This is a genomic window from Streptomyces sp. NPDC048277, from assembly GCF_040652235.1.
Taxonomy (GTDB): domain Bacteria; phylum Actinomycetota; class Actinomycetes; order Streptomycetales; family Streptomycetaceae; genus Streptomyces.
Genome location: NZ_JBEZLQ010000015.1, coordinates 238,351 through 255,103, shown reverse-complemented (window position 1 = coordinate 255,103; position 16,753 = coordinate 238,351). Strand labels below are relative to the sequence as shown.

Annotated in this window: 16 protein-coding genes and 2 pseudogenes; 10 read left to right on the top strand and 8 right to left on the bottom strand. The window is 70.4% G+C overall.

Annotated elements, in window-relative coordinates; all coding sequences use genetic code 11:
* The 5 genes and pseudogenes from AB0D85_RS30820 to AB0D85_RS30800 all read left to right on the top strand — a co-directional run.
* Positions 1–297: pseudogene (locus tag AB0D85_RS30820) on the top strand (acetyl-coenzyme A synthetase); the annotation flags it as partial.
* A 193-nt stretch (positions 298–490) separates the two neighbouring features.
* Positions 491–1,966 (top strand): annotated as a pseudogene (gene nhaA, locus AB0D85_RS30815) (Na+/H+ antiporter NhaA).
* 51 nt (positions 1,967–2,017) lie between these two features.
* Positions 2,018–2,503, top strand: a complete 486-nt coding sequence (locus tag AB0D85_RS30810; protein WP_362327310.1) for a phage holin family protein — start codon at positions 2,018–2,020, stop codon at positions 2,501–2,503.
* Complete coding sequence (locus AB0D85_RS30805) at positions 2,500–3,420, top strand: alpha/beta hydrolase (RefSeq protein ID WP_362327307.1); 921 nt, start codon at positions 2,500–2,502, stop codon at positions 3,418–3,420. The genes AB0D85_RS30810 and AB0D85_RS30805 overlap by 4 nt, the downstream gene beginning before the upstream one ends.
* 127 nt (positions 3,421–3,547) lie before the next feature.
* Entirely contained in the window at positions 3,548–3,727 is a 180-nt protein-coding gene (locus tag AB0D85_RS30800; protein WP_362327304.1) for a hypothetical protein, read from the top strand.
* Positions 3,728–3,731: 4 nt separating this feature from the next.
* Here the strand turns inward: AB0D85_RS30800 and AB0D85_RS30795 are convergent, their stop codons facing one another.
* The 3 genes from AB0D85_RS30795 to nth all read right to left on the bottom strand — a co-directional run bounded on the left by AB0D85_RS30795 (position 3,732) and on the right by nth (position 6,754).
* The gene (locus AB0D85_RS30795; protein ID WP_362327348.1) at positions 3,732–4,931 is read right to left on the bottom strand and encodes a MarP family serine protease; all 1,200 of its coding nucleotides are present in this window, start codon (positions 4,929–4,931) and stop codon (positions 3,732–3,734) included.
* Positions 4,932–4,944: 13 nt separating this feature from the next.
* Positions 4,945–5,652: a CoA pyrophosphatase gene (locus AB0D85_RS30790; protein ID WP_362327301.1), complete on the bottom strand. Its 708-nt coding sequence runs from the start codon at positions 5,650–5,652 to the stop codon at positions 4,945–4,947.
* An 82-nt stretch (positions 5,653–5,734) separates the two neighbouring features.
* On the bottom strand, positions 5,735–6,754 hold the full coding sequence (nth, locus tag AB0D85_RS30785; RefSeq protein ID WP_362327298.1) for an endonuclease III: 1,020 nt from the start codon (positions 6,752–6,754) through the stop codon (positions 5,735–5,737).
* Between the two features lie 342 nt (positions 6,755–7,096).
* On the opposite strand from nth, the gene AB0D85_RS30780 reads away from it, so the two are divergent.
* Both AB0D85_RS30780 and AB0D85_RS30775 read left to right on the top strand, forming a co-directional pair.
* Positions 7,097–7,771, top strand: coding sequence for a Crp/Fnr family transcriptional regulator (locus AB0D85_RS30780; protein WP_123975315.1), 675 nt, complete (start codon positions 7,097–7,099; stop codon positions 7,769–7,771).
* Positions 7,772–7,867: 96 nt separating this feature from the next.
* Complete coding sequence (locus AB0D85_RS30775; protein ID WP_362327295.1) at positions 7,868–8,689, top strand: nucleotidyltransferase domain-containing protein; 822 nt, start codon at positions 7,868–7,870, stop codon at positions 8,687–8,689.
* A gap of 10 nt (positions 8,690–8,699) precedes the next feature.
* Here AB0D85_RS30775 and AB0D85_RS30770 read toward each other — a convergent pair whose 3' ends face one another.
* From AB0D85_RS30770 to AB0D85_RS30755, 4 genes are all read right to left on the bottom strand, one after another.
* Positions 8,700–9,530 carry an MBL fold metallo-hydrolase gene (locus tag AB0D85_RS30770; protein ID WP_362327293.1) on the bottom strand — a complete coding sequence of 277 codons (831 nt, stop codon included), beginning with the start codon at positions 9,528–9,530 and terminating at the stop codon, positions 8,700–8,702.
* Positions 9,527–10,408 carry an NUDIX hydrolase gene (locus AB0D85_RS30765; protein ID WP_362327291.1) on the bottom strand — a complete coding sequence of 294 codons (882 nt, stop codon included), beginning with the start codon at positions 10,406–10,408 and terminating at the stop codon, positions 9,527–9,529. Before AB0D85_RS30765 ends, AB0D85_RS30770 begins: the two co-directional genes overlap by 4 nt.
* A gap of 74 nt (positions 10,409–10,482) precedes the next feature.
* Positions 10,483–10,947, bottom strand: a complete 465-nt coding sequence (locus AB0D85_RS30760) for a RidA family protein (protein ID WP_362327288.1) — start codon at positions 10,945–10,947, stop codon at positions 10,483–10,485.
* Complete coding sequence (locus tag AB0D85_RS30755; RefSeq protein ID WP_019992579.1) at positions 10,947–11,105, bottom strand: DUF4177 domain-containing protein; 159 nt, start codon at positions 11,103–11,105, stop codon at positions 10,947–10,949. The genes AB0D85_RS30760 and AB0D85_RS30755 overlap by 1 nt, the downstream gene beginning before the upstream one ends.
* Before the next feature lie 106 nt (positions 11,106–11,211).
* Between AB0D85_RS30755 and AB0D85_RS30750 the strand changes: the two genes are divergently transcribed.
* On the top strand, positions 11,212–12,189 hold the full coding sequence (locus AB0D85_RS30750; protein WP_362327285.1) for an ArsA-related P-loop ATPase: 978 nt from the start codon (positions 11,212–11,214) through the stop codon (positions 12,187–12,189).
* Positions 12,186–13,541, top strand: coding sequence for an ArsA family ATPase (locus AB0D85_RS30745; protein ID WP_362327282.1), 1,356 nt, complete (start codon positions 12,186–12,188; stop codon positions 13,539–13,541). The genes AB0D85_RS30750 and AB0D85_RS30745 overlap by 4 nt, the downstream gene beginning before the upstream one ends.
* Before the next feature lie 18 nt (positions 13,542–13,559).
* Here AB0D85_RS30745 and wblA read toward each other — a convergent pair whose 3' ends face one another.
* Positions 13,560–13,898, bottom strand: a complete 339-nt coding sequence (gene wblA, locus AB0D85_RS30740) for a transcriptional regulator WblA (RefSeq protein WP_067046754.1) — start codon at positions 13,896–13,898, stop codon at positions 13,560–13,562.
* Between the two features lie 549 nt (positions 13,899–14,447).
* On the opposite strand from wblA, the gene AB0D85_RS30735 reads away from it, so the two are divergent.
* Positions 14,448–16,715 carry a transglycosylase domain-containing protein gene (locus AB0D85_RS30735; protein ID WP_362327280.1) on the top strand — a complete coding sequence of 756 codons (2,268 nt, stop codon included), beginning with the start codon at positions 14,448–14,450 and terminating at the stop codon, positions 16,713–16,715.
* Positions 16,716–16,753: the final 38 nt, after the last annotated feature.

The following is a 16,753-nucleotide window of genomic DNA, read 5'->3' as shown; positions in this document are numbered from 1 at the left end:
ACGACCGGCCAGGCCATCGTCGCCTTCGTGATCCTGCGCGGCACGGCGAACGCCGAGGACGAGAACCTCATCGCCGACCTGCGCAACCACGTCGGTACCACGCTCGGCCCGATCGCCAAGCCCAAGCGGGTCCTGCCGGTCGCGGAGCTGCCCAAGACCCGCTCCGGCAAGATCATGCGCCGACTGCTCCGCGATGTCGCCGAGAACCGCCAGCTCGGTGACGTCACCACCCTGACCGACTCCACCGTCATGGACCTCATCCAGGCGAAGCTGCCCGCGGCGCCCAGCGAGGACTGACCCCGACCGGCACAGCCCCGAAGGGCGCCCGGCGCGAAACGCGCCGGGCGCCCTTTTTGCACCTACCGTGAAATCCACCTGGCAACTCTCGCCGCACCTTAGGTAAACTAAGCAAAGTAGCGTGATCCTCAAGGTGTGCCGGGAAGTCTGGTCGGCAAGTAGCCCTGTCCTGCCCACCGACCGGAGGTCCCCCGTGTCCGCGCCCCGCACCACCCCCGCCCGCAAGGTCCTCGGCCGGCTCTCGCTGCCGGAGCGGACCTTCGTCGCGGACGCGCTGCGGACCGAGACCGTCGGCGGCGTGCTGCTGCTGATCGCCGCGATAGCCGCGCTGGTCTGGGCGAACATCCCCGCGCTGCAGCACAGCTACGAGACCGTCAGCCACGCCCGCTTCGGCCCCGAGGCCCTCGGCCTGAACCTCTCCGTCGCCCACTGGGCCGCCGACGGCCTGCTCGCGGTCTTCTTCTTCGTCGCCGGCATCGAGCTCAAGCGTGAGCTGGTGGCGGGCGACCTGAGAGACCCGAGGACGGCCGTCCTGCCGGTCGTCGCCGCGCTGTGCGGGATGGCCGTACCGGCCCTCGTCTACACCCTCACCAACCTCGCCGGCGGCGGCTCCACGCACGGCTGGGCGGTGCCCACCGCCACCGACATCGCCTTCGCGCTGGCCGTACTGGCCGTCATCGGCACCTCACTGCCCAGCGCCCTGCGCGCCTTCCTGCTCACCCTCGCGGTCGTCGACGACCTGTTCGCGATCCTGATCATCGCGGTCTTCTTCACCGAGCGGATCGACTTCGCCGCGCTCGGCGGCGCCGTCCTCGGCCTCGCGGTCTTCTGGCTGCTGCTGCGCAAGGGCGTGCGCGGCTGGTACGTGTACGTGCCGCTCGCGGTCGTCGTCTGGGCGCTGATGTACAACAGCGGCGTGCACGCGACCATCGCTGGTGTCGCCATGGGCCTGATGCTGCGCTGCACCACCCGCGAGGGTGAGGAGCACTCCCTCGGCGAGCACATCGAGCATCTGGTGCGGCCCCTGTCGGCGGGGCTGGCCGTGCCCCTGTTCGCGCTGTTCAGCGCCGGAGTGAAGGTGTCCGGAGGAGCGCTCGGGGACGTGTTCACCAGGCCCGAGACGCTCGGGGTCATCCTCGGGCTGGTCGTCGGCAAGACGGTCGGGATATTCGGCGGGACCTGGCTGACCGCCCGCTTCACCCGGGCCTCGCTCAGCGAGGACCTCGAATGGGCCGACGTCTTCGCGGTCGCCTCGCTCGCGGGCATCGGCTTCACCGTCTCGCTGCTCATCGACGAACTGGCCTTCGCGGGCGACGCCGTACTCACCGACGAGGTCAAGGCCGCCGTGCTCACCGGATCGCTGATCGCGGCCCTGTGCGCCACCGTGCTGCTGAAGATACGCAACACCCGCTACCGCAGGCTGGTCGAGGCCGAGGAGCGGGACGACGACCTCGACGGCATCCCCGACGTCTACGAGGAGGACGACCCGGCGTACCACCTGCGGATGGCGGAGATCTACGACCGCAAGGCCGCCGAACACCGCCGGATCGCCGCCGAGAAAGCCGCTCAGTAGGAAGTCCGGCGAAGCGCCCGGCGGGGAGCCCGTAGGCATGACGCGCTTGCCGAAGTACCGGGCGGGGCAGGCGCGCAGGGCGACCGTCCGGCATGATCTGACGAGACGGTACAAAAGACGATGACAAGTACGCAGAGGGAGACCGCGATGAGCGCACCCGACGGCAGCCCGGTCGGCGCCGAACGCAGCGTCGGCCAGCTGTTCGCCTCGGCCACGGCCGAGATGTCGGCGCTGGTGCACGACGAGATCGCGCTGGCCAAGGCCCAGCTGAAGCAGGACGTCAAGCGCGGCGTGACCAGCGGCGGCGCGCTCTCGGCCGCCATTGTGCTGCTGCTGTTCTCCCTGCCGATGCTCAACTTCGCGCTGGCGTACGGCATCCAGACCTGGAGCAAGTGGAACCTCGCGCTCTGCTTCCTGCTCTCCTTCGCGGCGAACTTCCTGGTGGCCCTGGTCCTCGTACTGGTCGGCCTGGTCTTCGCGAAGAAGGCCAAGCAGGGCAAGGGACCGCAGAAGGTGGCCGCGTCGATGAAGGAGACGGCGGGCGTGCTGCAGAACGCCAGGCCGCATCCGCGTCCGGAACTCCCCCGCGATGACGTGCCGGCCATCGAGGCTGTGGCACGCTCGACCTCATGACGGATCCCGCTCCCTCGGCCGTACGGCTGGAGGGCCCCTGGACGCACCGGGACGTCGCCGCGAACGGCGCCCGCTTCCACATCGCCGAGCTCGGCGACGGACCACTGGTCATGCTGGTGCACGGCTTCCCGCAGTTCTGGTGGGCCTGGCGGCACCAGCTGGTCGCGCTCGCCGACGCGGGCTTCCGGGCCGTCGCCATGGACCTGCGGGGCGTCGGCGGCAGCGACCGCACCCCGCGCGGCTACGACCCGGCCAACCTCGCGCTCGACATCACCGGCGTGATCCGCTCCCTGGGCGAGCCGGACGCCGCGCTGGTCGGCCACGACCTGGGCGGTTATCTGGCGTGGACGGCGGCGGCGATGCGCCCCAAGCTGGTACGACGCCTCGCGGTCGTGTCCATGCCGCACCCGCGGCGCTGGCGCTCGGCGATGCTGCGGGACCGCCGGCAGTCCGCCGCCGCCTCCTACATCTGGGGCTTCCAGCGCCCCTGGATCCCCGAGCGGCAGCTCACCGCCGACGACGGCGCGCTGGTCGGCCGGCTGATCCGGGACTGGTCCGGGCCGCGGCTGCCCGAGGACAAGACGGTGGAGACGTACCAGCGGGCGATGTGCATCCCGTCGACCGCGCACTGCGCGATCGAGCCGTACCGCTGGCTGGTGCGCTCGCTGGCACGCCCCGACGGCATCCAGTTCAACCGCCGGATGAAGCGCCCGGTGCGCGTCCCGACGCTGCATCTGCACGGTTCCCTGGACCCGGTGACCCGTACCCGCAGCGCGGCCGGATCCGGTGAGTACGTCGAAGCGCCGTACCGCTGGCGGCTGTTCGACGGGCTCGGGCACTTCCCGCACGAGGAGGACCCGGTCGCGTTCTCCGCCGAACTGATCAACTGGCTGAAAGACCCCGAACCCGATCGGTGACCGCGCCGATGCGCCCGGTATCCGGACCTGCACGCCTGTCCTACGAACAGCCACATGCCCCGCGCATAGGCCGATTGAGGGGCGTGGGGGAGGTTATCGACCTTGGGGCAGGGGCAGACGTCGGGGTATGGGCTGGACGCACGACTACAGTGACGCACCCCGCAACCGCCGTACGACAGGCGGTCCGAGGTCCCATCGAGGAGCCGCCCCGCAGCTGCCGGGCACGGACCTCAGGGTGGGGATTCCACACATCCTGCGCCGCCGGGCCCGCTGGGTCTCGGTCCGTCTGCGCCACACCCGCGGCTGATCCCTCACAGGGCGCAGCTGTCGGTGCCCACCTGCTGGTTCGCGGTACGGCCCCGGGCGATGTCCGGCTTGATCTCGTCGGCCGTGAGGGCGTACCCGGTGTTGGCGTCGTCCAGTGACTTCGCGAAGACGACCCCGTACACCCTGCCCTGCGGCGTGAGCAGCGGGCCGCCGGAGTTGCCCTGGCGGACGGTCGCGTACAGCGAGTAGACGTCGCGGCGGACGGTGCCGCGGTGGTAGATGTCCGGGCCGTTGGCCGTGATGCGGGCGCGCACCCGGGCGGCACGGACGTCGTACGACCCGTTCTCCGGGAATCCGGCGACGATCGCGCCGTTGTTGCTCACCGCGTCCTGCCCGGAGAACTTCAGCGCCTTCGCCTGCAGGTCCGGCACGTCGAGTACGGCGATGTCGCGCTGCCAGTCGTAGAGGACGACCTTGGCGTCGTACTTGCGGCCCTCGCCGCCGATCTGGACGGTGGGCTCGTCGACGCCGCCGACCACGTGCGCGTTGGTCATGACGCGGCGGTCGGCGAAGACGAAGCCGGTGCCCTCCAGGATCTTGCCGCAGCTCTGCGCGGTGCCCGTCACCTTGACGATGGACTGCTTGGCGACGGTGGCGACCGTGCTGCTGGCGAGGGCGGGGTCGGGCGGCGAGACGTCGGTGATCGGCTCGTTGGCGAAGGGGCTGAAGACCTGGGGGAAGCCGTTCTGCGCGAGGACCTTGGAGAAGTCCGCGAACCAGGAGTCGGCCTGGGTGGGCAGCGCTCTGGACACCCCGAGGAGCACCTTGGAGTTGCGGACCTCCTTGCCGAGCGTCGGCAGGGTGGTGCCGGCGAGGGCGGAGCCGATCAGCCAGGCGACCAGCAGCATCGCCACGACGTTGACGAGCGCGCCGCCGGTGGCGTCCAGGGCCCGGGCCGGGGACCAGGTGATGTACCGGCGGAGCTTGTTGCCCAGGTGCGTGGTCAGTGCCTGGCCGACGGAGGCGCAGACGATGACGACGACCACGGCGACGACCGCCGCGGTCGTGCTCACCTCGGAGTTGTCGGTCACCGCGTCCCAGATGACGGGCAGGGCGTAGACGGCGACGAGTCCGCCGCCCAGGAAGCCGATCACCGACAGGATGCCGACGACGAATCCCTGGCGGTAGCCGACGATCGCGAACCACACGGCGGCGACCAGCAACAGGATGTCCAGCACATTCACGGTGGACACCCTGTCATGACCGCCAGTCGAGCGGGACCAGCTTCTCGCGGTCCCAGGAGCGCTCCCATCCCGCATAGTGCAGCAAGCGGTCGATCACCCCGGCCGTGAACCCCCACACCAAGGTCGATTCGACCAGGAATGCCGGACCTCGGTGGCCGCTGGGGTGCACGGTGGTGGCCCGGTTGGCCGGATTCGTGAGATCCGCCACGGGGACCGTGAAGACCCGCGCCGTCTCGTTCGGATCGACCACGCCCACCGGGCTCGGCTCGCGCCACCAGCCCAGCACCGGCGTGACCACGAACTTGCTGACCGGGATGTACAGCCTGGGCAGCACCCCGAACAGCTGCACGCCGGCCGGATCCAGCCCGGTCTCCTCCTCGGCCTCGCGGAGAGCGGCCCGCAGCGGCCCGTCGGCCTTCGGGTCGCCGTCCTCGGGGTCGAGGGCGCCACCGGGGAAGGAGGGCTGTCCGGCGTGCGAGCGCAGCGAGCCGGCCCGCTCCATCAGCAGCAGCTCGGGCCCGGCCGTGCCGTCCCCGAACAGGATCAGCACGGCCGACTGCCGTCCCGCGCCGTTCTCCGGCGGCAGGAAGCGGCTCAGCTGGAGCGGCTCGACCGTCTCGGCGGCGTGCACCACCGGGTCCAGCCAGGCCGGCAGGCCGTCCTTGCTGAGCGCCGCGCTCGCACGCGGCCCTCCGGTATGCGCGTTGCTGGTGTGTGTCATGGCATCCCCCGTCGTCCTGCCCGGTCCAACGCCCGGGCGCCTCTTGATCGTTCCGTCACTCGACCCCCAGAAGATCCCTAGGTCACTTCCCCGATACGGCACCCAGCGGCGGGGCCGGCGTGCCGCCCGCGTCCAGATAGGCCTGCGGAGGCTTCAGCCGCTGGCCCGGGAAACCGCCCTTCTCGTACTTGAGGAGCTTCTTCGCCTTCTCCGGATCGGTCTCGCCCTCGCCGTACGCCGGGCAGAGCGGGGCGATGGGGCAGACGCCGCAGGCGGGCTTGCGGGCGTGGCACATCCGGCGGCCGTGCCAGATGACGTGGTGCGAGAGGCCGGTCCAGTCGCTCTTGGGGAAGAGCTCCCCCACGGCCGCCTCGATCTTGTCGGGGTCGGTCGCCTCGGTCCACTGCCAGCGGCGGACCAGGCGCTGGAAGTGCGTGTCCACGGTGATGCCAGGGCGCCCGAAGGCGTTGCCGAGCACGACGAACGCGGTCTTGCGGCCGACGCCGGGCAGCTTCACGAGGTCCTCGAGCCGGCCGGGGACCTCACCGCCGAACTGCTCCACCAGCCCCTTGGAGAGCCCTATCACCGACTTCGTCTTGGCCCGGAAGAACCCGCAGGGCCGCAGGATCTCCTCGACCACCTCCGGGTTGGCGGCGGCCAGATCCTCGGGGGCGGGGTACTTGGCGAACAGCGTCGGGGTGGTCTGGTTGACCCGCAGGTCGGTGGTCTGGGCGGACAGCACCGTGGCGACCAGGAGCTGGAAGGGGTTCTCGAAGTCCAGCTCCGGGTGGGCGTACGGATACACCTCGGCGAGCTCGCGGTTGATCCGGCGGGCACGGCGGACCAGGGCGGCCTGCGACTCGGGCTTCCGGGCGGCGGCCTTCGCGGGCACGGCCTTCGCCGGAGAAGCGGCCTTCGCGGGCACGGCCTTCTTCGGCGCCGCCTTCTTGGCAGCAGCGGAGGCCGTCTTCGGCGCTGCTTTCTTCGCCGTCGCCTTCTCCACCGCCACCTTCTTGGCCGTCACCTTCTTCACCGCGGCCTTCTTGGTCGCGGCCTTCTTGGTCGCCGCGGCCGGGGTCTTCGCAGCAGCAACCTTCTTCACGGCTTTTGCCGCTTTTGTCGCCTTTTTCGGCTCGCTCGGGGCGGTATCGGACCCTTGTTCGCCCACAGCGGAATCACGACGTACAACCACCCGCCCAGCCCCCTTGGCCTGTGCTCTCACCGGCGATTTGGACACCCGGCCAGCCTAGAGCCCGGCACCGACATCCGCCCCGGACCCGGAAGATCAGCCCCCGATTGGACCCCTGCCGCTTACCTCGGGACACCTGTGCGGCATCCTTGTGACAGATCACACTGTTTGGACCGTCCGGCAAAATGGGGAGCACGGTCCCCTGGTACCAAGGGGGAGCAAGATCCCCTGAGCAGGTCGACAAGGAGAGAACTCGTGGACGACCCTCTGCGGCGCAACCCGCTCTTCGCGGCTCTCGACGACGAGCAGGCCGCGGAGCTTCGCGCCTCCATGAGCGAGGTGACCCTGGCGCGCGGCGACTCCCTCTTCCACGAGGGCGACCCGGGCGACCGGCTCTACGTGGTCACCGAGGGCAAGGTCAAGCTGCACCGCACCTCCCCCGACGGGCGCGAGAACATGCTCGCCGTCGTCGGCCCCGGCGAGCTGATCGGCGAGCTGTCGCTGTTCGACCCGGGCCCGCGGACGGCGACCGCGACCGCCCTGACCGAGGTCAAGCTGCTGGGCCTCGGCCACGGCGACCTGCAGCCCTGGCTGAACGCACGCCCGGAGGTGGCCGGCGCCCTGCTGCGCGCCGTCGCCCGCCGACTGCGCAAGACCAACGACCAGATGTCCGACCTGGTCTTCTCCGACGTGCCGGGCCGTGTCGCGCGCGCCCTGCTGGACCTCTCCCGCCGCTTCGGCGTGCAGTCCGAGGAAGGCATCCACGTCGTCCACGACCTCACGCAGGAGGAGCTGGCCCAACTGGTCGGCGCGTCCCGCGAGACCGTGAACAAGGCGCTGGCGGACTTCGCCCAGCGCGGCTGGCTGCGCCTGGAGGCGCGGGCCGTGATCCTGCTGGACGTCGAGCGGCTGGCCAAGCGCTCGCGCTGACGCCGGGTCCCGGCCGTATGACATCGGGGTTCCGTCTCCCATGAGTTCCCGTGAGACGGACCCCTGAGTCGTGATCGGACTTGGCACAGTTGTCCCATGGCTGAATCGGCTGCACCCTCCCGAGGTCTCGACTCCCTGGGCTTCATAGAGCGCGAGGGCTCGCACGCGCGCGTGCCGCACGTTTTCCGTCCCGTGGTCGCCGCCGCCCGCGACCGGCTCCTGGACGTCTTCGGGGCGCGCCTGGACAGCGCCTACCTCTACGGGTCGATCCCGCGCGGCACCGCGCGCGTGGGCCGCAGCGACCTGGACCTGGTGGCCGTGCTGCGCGAGGAGCCGACCGTGGCCGACCGGGAGGCGGCACGTGCCCTCGGGGAGGCTGTCGACAAGGAGTTCCCGGAGATCGACGGAGTCGGGGCGCTGCTCTATTCACGGGCAAGCGTGCTGAGTGAGCTGGAGCGGTACGACATCGGCTGGTTCGTGGCCTGTCTGTGCACCCCGCTGCTCGGGGAGGACCTCGCCGAGCTCCTCCCCCGCTACCGCCCCGACTCCCTGCTCGCCCGCGAGACCAACGGCGACCTGGCCCTGTTCCTGCCGCGCTGGCGGGAGCGGATCGCGGCCGCCGGCGACACCGAGGAGGCCCTGCGGCCCCTGGTGCGCTTCATGTCACGGCACCTGGTGCGCACCGGCTTCACGCTCGTCATGCCCCGCTGGAACGGCTGGACCAGCGATCTGCGGGAGATGGCCGGGGCGTTCGCCGGCTACTACCCCGAGCGGGGTGAACAGCTGCGCCGGGCGGCCGAGTCGGGGTACGAGCCGGTCGGCGACCGCGCGGTACTGCGCTCGTACGTCGACGACCTCGGGCCATGGCTCGCGGACGAGTACGCGCGCGTGCACGGCGTGAAGGCGCCGAGGCCCTGACCGACAGGCCCTAGATCAGGCCGTGTTCCCGGAGGTAGTCCAGCTGGGCCCGTACCGACAGTTCCGCCGCCAGCCACAGGGAGCGGTCCACGTCGGCGTAGACGTGGGCGACGACCTCGGCGGGCGCACGGTGGCCGTTCTCGACGGCCGTCTCGACCTGGGCGAGCCGGTGGGCGCGGTGGGCCAGGTAGAACTCGACGGCGCCCTGGGCGTCCTCCAGGACGGGACCGTGGCCCGGCAGGACCGTGTGCACGCCGTCGTCGACCGTCAGCGAGCGCAGCCGTCGTAGCGAGTCCAGGTAGTCGCCCAGACGGCCGTCCGGGTGCGCCACGACCGTGGTGCCGCGCCCCAGGATGGTGTCGCCGGTCAGGACCGCGCGGTCGGCCGGGAGGTGGAAGCAGAGCGAGTCGGCGGTGTGGCCCGGGGTCGGTACGACCCGGAGCTCCAGGCCACCGGTCGTGATCACGTCACCGGCGGCCAGGCCCTCGTCGCCCAGGCGCAGCGCCGGGTCGAGGGCACGCACGCGCGTGCCGGTCAGTGCCGCGAAACGGACGGCGCCCTCGGCGTGGTCGGGGTGGCCATGGGTCAGGAGGGTGAGCGCGACGCGCCGGCCGGCCTTCTCCGCCGTGTCGATGACCGCGCGGAGGTGGTCGTCGTCCAGCGGCCCCGGGTCGATCACCACGGCCAGGTCGGAGTCGGGCTCGGCGACGATCCAGGTGTTGGTGCCGTCCAGGGTCATCGCGGAGGCGTTCGGCGCCAGCACGTTGACGGCCCGCGCGGTGGCGGGCCCCGAGAGGACTCCGCCACGGGGCTGGCCGGGCAGGGCTGCTGCGTCCGTCATGCTCGGGCTCCACCGGTCATCGGGTCGGTCGGTATGTGCTTGGTGAACTCGTCGTGGCCCGGCCAGGTCAGGACGATCTCGCCGTCCGCCAGGCGGGCGCGGGCCAGGACCGGGGTCATGTCCCGCGCGGGCGCCGCCGCGAGCGTGTCGGCGGCGGAGACGTACGGCGTGAGCTGGCGCAGGGTCGCGACGGTGGGCGGCATCATCAGCAGCTCGCCCTTGTCGTAGCCGGCGGCGGCCTCCGCCGGGCGGATCCACACCGTGCGGTCGGCCTCCGTGGAGGCGTTGCGGGTGCGCTGGCCCTCGGGGAGGGCGGCGACGAAGAACCAGGTGTCGTAGCGGCGGGTCTCGAACTCCGGGGTGATCCAGCGCGTCCAGGCGCCCAGCAGGTCCGAGCGCAGCACCAGGCCCCGCCGGTCCAGGAACTCCGCGAAGGACAGGTCACGGGCGACCAGCGCGGCCCGGTCGGCCTCCCAGTCCTCCCCGGTGGTGTCCCCGACCACCGCGTCGGCGGCCGGGCCCGCGAGCAGGACGCCCGCCTCCTCGTACGTCTCCCGCACGGCCGCGCAGACGATCGCCTGGGCGCCCGCCTCGTCGACACCGAGCCGCCCGGCCCACCACACGCGCGTGGGGCCCGCCCAGCGCACCTGGTGGTCGTCGTCGCGCGGGTCGACACCGCCGCCCGGATACGCGTACGCGCCTCCGGCGAAGGCCATGGAGGCGCGTCTGCGCAGCATGTGGACGACGGGACCGTCCGGGGTGTCCTTCAGGAGCAGCACGGTGGCCGCGCGCTTCGGGGGCACCGGCACGAGGGTGCCCTCCGCGTGTGCGCGGATCCGGTCCGGCCACTCGGGGGGATACCACTGTCCATCGGCCATTACCGGAGGCTATCCCGTGGGAAGCGAATGTTCGAGAGGGGCTTCGGGGAAGGCCTCGGAGGGCTTTCGGAGGGCTACGGCAGCAGCTCGACCTGGACCTCGACCTCGACCGGCGCGTCCAGCGGCAGCACCGCGACGCCCACCGCGCTGCGCGCGTGCACGCCCTTGTCTCCGAGGACCTCGCCGAGCAGCTCGCTGGCTCCGTTGATCACGCCGGGCTGGCCGGTGAAGTCGGTCGCGGAGGCGACGAAGCCGACGACCTTCACCACGCGCGCGATGCGGTCCAGGTCGCCGGTGACGGACTTCACGGCGGCCAGGGCGTTCAGCGCGCAGGTGCGGGCCAGTTCCTTGGCCTCCTCCGCGGTGACCTCGGCGCCCACCTTGCCGGTGACCGGGAGCTTGCCGTCCACCATCGGCAGCTGGCCGGAGGTGTAGACGTACGCACCGGACCGCACGGCGGGCTGGTAGGCGGCGAGCGGCGGGACGACCGCGGGCAGCGAGAGACCGAGTTCGGCCAGCTTGGCCTCGACGGCGCTCATTACGGCTTCTCCCGCTTCAGGTAGGCCACGAGCTGCTCGGGGTTGTTGGGCCCGGGCACGACCTGGACGAGCTCCCAGCCGTCCTCGCCCCAGGTGTCCAGAATCTGCTTCGTGGCATGGACGAGCAGCGGCACGGTTGCGTATTCCCACTTGGTCATGGGGCGACTGTAGCCGCTGTGACGGAAGGGACACGTGGCCCACCGCATGCGCGGTTATCCACAGCCTCCCGCGTGAGTGTCCGGCGGACTGGTTAGTCTCGAAGACGTGAGCAGGCTCCAGGTCGTCAGCGGCAAGGGCGGGACCGGAAAGACGACGGTCGCCGCCGCACTCGCGCTGGCCCTCGCGACCGAGGGGAAGCGGACGCTTCTCGTGGAGGTCGAGGGCCGGCAGGGCATCGCCCAGCTCTTCGAGACGGAGGCATTGCCGTACGAGGAGCGGAAGATCGCCGTAGCCCCGGGAGGCGGTGAGGTCTACGCACTGGCCATCGATCCCGAACTGGCCCTTCTGGACTACCTCCAGATGTTCTACAAACTCGGCGGGGCGGGCCGGGCGCTGAAGAAGCTCGGCGCGATCGACTTCGCCACCACCGTCGCGCCCGGCCTCAGGGACGTCCTGCTGACCGGCAAGGCGTGCGAGGCGGTGCGCAGAAAGGACAAGGCGGGCCGGTTCGTGTACGACTACGTCGTCATGGACGCCCCGCCGACCGGCCGCATCACCCGCTTCCTGAACGTCAACGACGAGGTGGCCGGGCTCGCCAAGATCGGCCCGATACACAATCAGGCGCAGGCCGTGATGCGGGTGCTGAAGTCCGGGGAGACGGCGGTGCACCTGGTCACGCTCCTGGAGGAGATGCCGGTCCAGGAGACCGCCGACGGCATCGCCGAACTGCGGGCCGCGCGGCTGCCGGTGGGCCGGGTCATCGTGAACATGGTCCGCCCGGAGGTGTTGGACGCGGCCGACCTGGAACTCGTACGGACGGCACCGCGCACCGCCCTGGCGCAGTCGCTGTCGGCCGCCGGGCTGGGCGGCGCGCGCCGCGGCGGGAAGGCCGAGCAGCTGGTGGCCCCGTTGCTCACGCAGGCCGCCGAGTACGCCGAGCGGTACGCGCTGGAGCACGAGCAGCGCGCGGTCCTCGCCGAGCTGGACCTGCCGCGGCACGAACTGCCGCTGCTCGCCGAGGGGATGGACCTGGCGGGCCTCTACGAACTCGCCCGCGAACTGCGGAAACAGGGGATGTCATGACCACGGACCCGGTCGAGGCGCAGGACGCCGCCCGCCGTCTCACTCCCGCGCCCGCACTCGACGTCGACCCGCTGCTGGACGACCCGAAGACCCGGATCGTGGTGTGCTGCGGATCGGGCGGGGTCGGGAAGACCACCACCGCGGCGGCACTGGGGCTGCGGGCGGCCGAGCGCGGCCGCAAGGTGGTCGTGCTGACCATCGACCCGGCCAGGCGGCTGGCGCAGTCCATGGGCATCGACTCGCTCGACAACGTGCCGCGGAAGGTGAAGGGCACCGACGGCGACGGCGAACTGCACGCCATGATGCTCGACATGAAGCGCACCTTCGACGAGGTCGTCGAGGCGCACGCGGACGCCGAGCGGGCGGCGGCCATCCTGGCCAACCCCTTCTACCAGTCGCTCTCGGCGGGCTTCGCGGGCACGCAGGAGTACATGGCGATGGAGAAGCTGGGCCAGCTGCGGGCCCGGGACGAGTGGGACCTGATCGTCGTCGACACCCCGCCCTCCCGCTCGGCGCTGGACTTCCTGGACGCACCGAAACGCCTCGGCTCCTTCCTGGACGGCAAGCTGATCCGCCTGCTCACCGCACCGGCGAAGCTGGGCGGCCGCGCGGGCATGGCCTTCCTGAACGTCGGCATGTCGATGATGACCGGCACGCTCGGCAAGCTGCTCGGCGGGCAACTGCTGAAGGACGTGCAGACGTTCGTGGCCGCGATGGACACGACGTTCGGCGGGTTCCGCACGCGCGCGGACGCGACGTACAAGCTGCTGCAGGCGCCGGGGACGGCGTTCCTGGTGGTGGCGGCTCCGGAGCGGGACGCGCTGCGGGAGGCCGCGTACTTCGTGGAGCGGCTGGCCGCGGAGGACATGCCGCTGGTCGGTCTGGTCCTCAACCGTGTCCATGGCAGCGGCGCCGTCCGGCTGTCGGCCGAGCGCGCGCTCGCCGCCGCGGAAAATCTTGAAGAGGCCCGCATTGTCGATCAGGGTGGCGGGAAAGCTGGACTTCGTAACTCTCCCGACACGTACGGCAGTTCTGAATCACCCGCGCCCGTGCCGTCCGCGTCCCGGCCCGACGAATCCCCCTCGTCAGGGCCTGAGGACATGACTGACGAATCCCCCTCGTCAGAGACCCCGGACCGCACCGTAGACCAACTGACCGCAGGCCTGCTGAGGCTGCACGCCGAGCGCATGCAGCTCCTCTCCCGCGAGCAGCGCACACGTGACCGCTTCACCGCGCGCCACCCCGAGGTGGCCGTGGTGGAAGTGGCCGCGCTGCCCGGCGATGTGCACGACCTCACGGGGCTGCGGGACATCGGCGACCGGCTCGCGGCCGGCCGGCCGGAGCTGCCCTAGTCACCTGGCGTGTGCGGTTCAGCTCACGGCTGCGTAGTGCTCGTACACCTCGTCGCTGTCGAGGGGGACGATGCCGGTCCCCCGCTCGTATTCCGAGCGCGCTGTCTCCAGGAGCCTGCGCCAGGAGGTCACGGTGGGTCGCCTGCGCAGCAGTGCGCGGCGCTCCCGCTCGGTCATTCCTCCCCACACGCCGAACTCGACGCGATTGTCCAGCGCGTCGGCCAGGCATTCCGTGCGTACCGGACATCCGGTGCACACCGCCTTGGCCCTGTTCTGCGCTGCTCCTTGAACGAACAGTTCATCCGGATCGGTAGTGCGGCAGGCGGCCTGCGCACTCCAGTCGGTTACCCAGCCCATACCGGCGCCGTCCTCTCCCGAATCGAGGCTCCCCCACGGCGGCAGCGGCATATTCACCGCCGCCAGTTGAGGACGTTACGGAAGGTGGGCACAGCGCAACACCCCCTTCGGGCCCAATCTTGAATGGCCCGAACGGACTATGGGTAAGCGGCAGATCACCCGCGGGAGTGAGCTGGCGACATGCGTGATCATCCCGGCAAACCGGGACAGCTATGGTGCGTCACAAAGGACGCCGGGTGACACACGAGGCGGATTCGGACACGTCGCCAACACATCGCCCGAAAAAAAGTGGGCTGGTTCCAGAACGATTCGGGGTCGCCGGACGTATTGATACGTGGCCGCACTGCTGTGACAGTTGAGAGCAGCTTAGGCCAAGGCCTGTACGTGTGTCCGGCGAATGGCAAGGTAGACCGTTCATGTCGCCGTGCCGTGCGCCGAGTCGCGCCCACTCCGCGGGACCTGTTCCCGTATGTCACGATCCGGCACTCGAACATCCCGAGAGCCACCCGCTCACCCGGAATGCTCATCCCCACGGATTAGGCTGCCCCCATGCCAAAGAAGCGCTCGGGCGGTGGTCTGTCGGCCACGCAGCAGGCCGCCAAGTTCCTCGGTGTCAGTGTGCTCGCGGGAGCCGTGATGGCGGGCATCGCGCTGCCCGCGGCCGGTGCCCTGGGCCTCGCGGCCAAGGGTTCGGTCCAGGGCTTCGACGAGATCCCGGCCAACCTGAAGAGCCCGCAGCTCAGCCAGCGGACCACGATCCTCGACAGCAAGGGCAACCAGATCGCCCAGGTCTACTCCCGTGACCGCACGGTGGTGGACCTCAAGGACATCTCGCCGTACATGCAGAAGGCGATCGTCGCGATCGAGGACTCGCGCTACTACCAGCACGGTGCCATCGACCTGAAGGGCGTGCTGCGGGCGCTGAACAAGAACGCGCAGAGCGGCGGGGTCGCCCAGGGCGCCTCCACGCTCACCCAGCAGCTGGTGAAGAACTACTTCATCGAGGAGGCCGGCGACGACCCGACGAAGGTCGCCCAGGCCACTCAGCAGACCCTCGGCCGCAAGGTCAAGGAGCTGAAGTACGCGATCCAGCTGGAGGAGAAGCTCGGCAAGAAGAAGATCCTCGAGAACTACCTGAACATCACCTTCTTCGGCGAGCAGGCCTACGGCGTCGAGGCCGCCTCCCAGCGCTACTTCTCCCAGCACGCCAAGGACCTGAGTCTCCCGCAGGCCGCTCTGCTGGCCGGCATCGTCCAGTCGCCGAGCCGCTACGACCCGGTCAACGACGAGGCCGAGGCCACCAAGCGGCGCAACACCGTGCTGGAGCGCATGGCCCAACTGGGTGACATCTCCCAGGCGGAGGCCGACAGGGCCAAGGAGGCACCGCTCGGGCTGAAGGTCACCCAGCCGAAGAACGGCTGCATCACCGCCGTCAAGGGCGCCGGGTTCTTCTGCAAGTACGTCGAGAACGTCTTCCTCACCGACCCGGTCTTCGGCACGACCCGGGAGGCGCGCGCCAAGCTCTGGAACCAGGGCGGTCTGACCATCCGCACCACCCTGGACCCGCAGGCCCAGGACTCGGTGCAGTCCTCGATCAAGGACCACGTCTACAAGTCCGACTCGGTCGCGGCCGCCGCCACGCTCGTGGAGCCCGGCTCCGGCAAGATCCTGGCGATGGGCCAGTCGAAGCCGTACGGCTACAACAAGAACGAGACCGAGTACAACTTCTCGGTCGACCGGGACTACGGCGGCTCCAACTACGGCTTCCCGACGGGTTCGACGTTCAAGCCGTTCGTGGCCGCGGCGGCCATCGAGGGCGGCAAGTCGGCGACGCAGGAGTACTCGTCGCCGTACAAGATGAACTACCCGAGCCCCGTGCAGCAGTGCGACGGCAAGCAGTGGGTCAACACGACCGGCGAGCAGGTCGAGAACGAGAACGAGTCCGAGGTCGGGCCGTACCAGATGAAGAAGGCGATGGCGAAGTCCATCAACACCTACTTCGTCCAGCTGATCTCCGACATCGGCCTGTGCCCGGTGGTCAAGATGACGGACGCGCTGCACGTCCACCAGGGCGACGGCTCGAAGCTGCCGGAGACGCCGGCCATCGCCCTCGGCGCGATCGGCCTCTCCCCGCTGACCATGGCGAGCGCGTACGCCACCTTCGCCGACCGCGGTATGTACTGCACGCCGGTCGCCATCGAGTCGATCACCCAGAAGGTCGGCAACGAGCAGAAGTCCCTGGCCGTGCCGAAGTCGACCTGCTCGCGTGCGATGAGCGAGAAGACCGCCGACACGATCAACACCCTGCTGCGCGGTGTGATCGACTCCGGTACCGGTCAGCAGGCCGGCCTGGACGACCGGGAGAGCGCGGGCAAGACCGGTACCACGGACTCCCGCAAGAACGCCTGGTTCGTCGGCTACACGCCGAACATGGCGGGTGCGGTCTGGGTCGGCAGCGCCAAGCAGAACGTCGAGATGACCCACATCAGCATCGGCGGCGTCTACCACGACCAGGTCTACGGCGCCGACACGCCGGGCCCGATCTGGAAGGACGCCATGACCGGCGCCCTGGAGGGCAAGCCGGACGAGTCCTTCAACCTCATCGACATCCCGGACGAGAACGACAAGAGCAAGGGAAACGGCGACAACAACGGCGACACCACGGGCGGTCTGATCGGCGGTCTCATCGGCGGCACGAATGACGGCGGTACGACGAACGGCTCGACCGGCGGCTCCACCCCGACCCCGACCTTCTCCTTCCCCGACGGCTTCATCCAGGGGAACGGGAACGGGGGGAACGGCCGAGGCCGAGGCTGACCCCCTTCCGAGTCACTAGCTACGACGGCGGGGCCGCA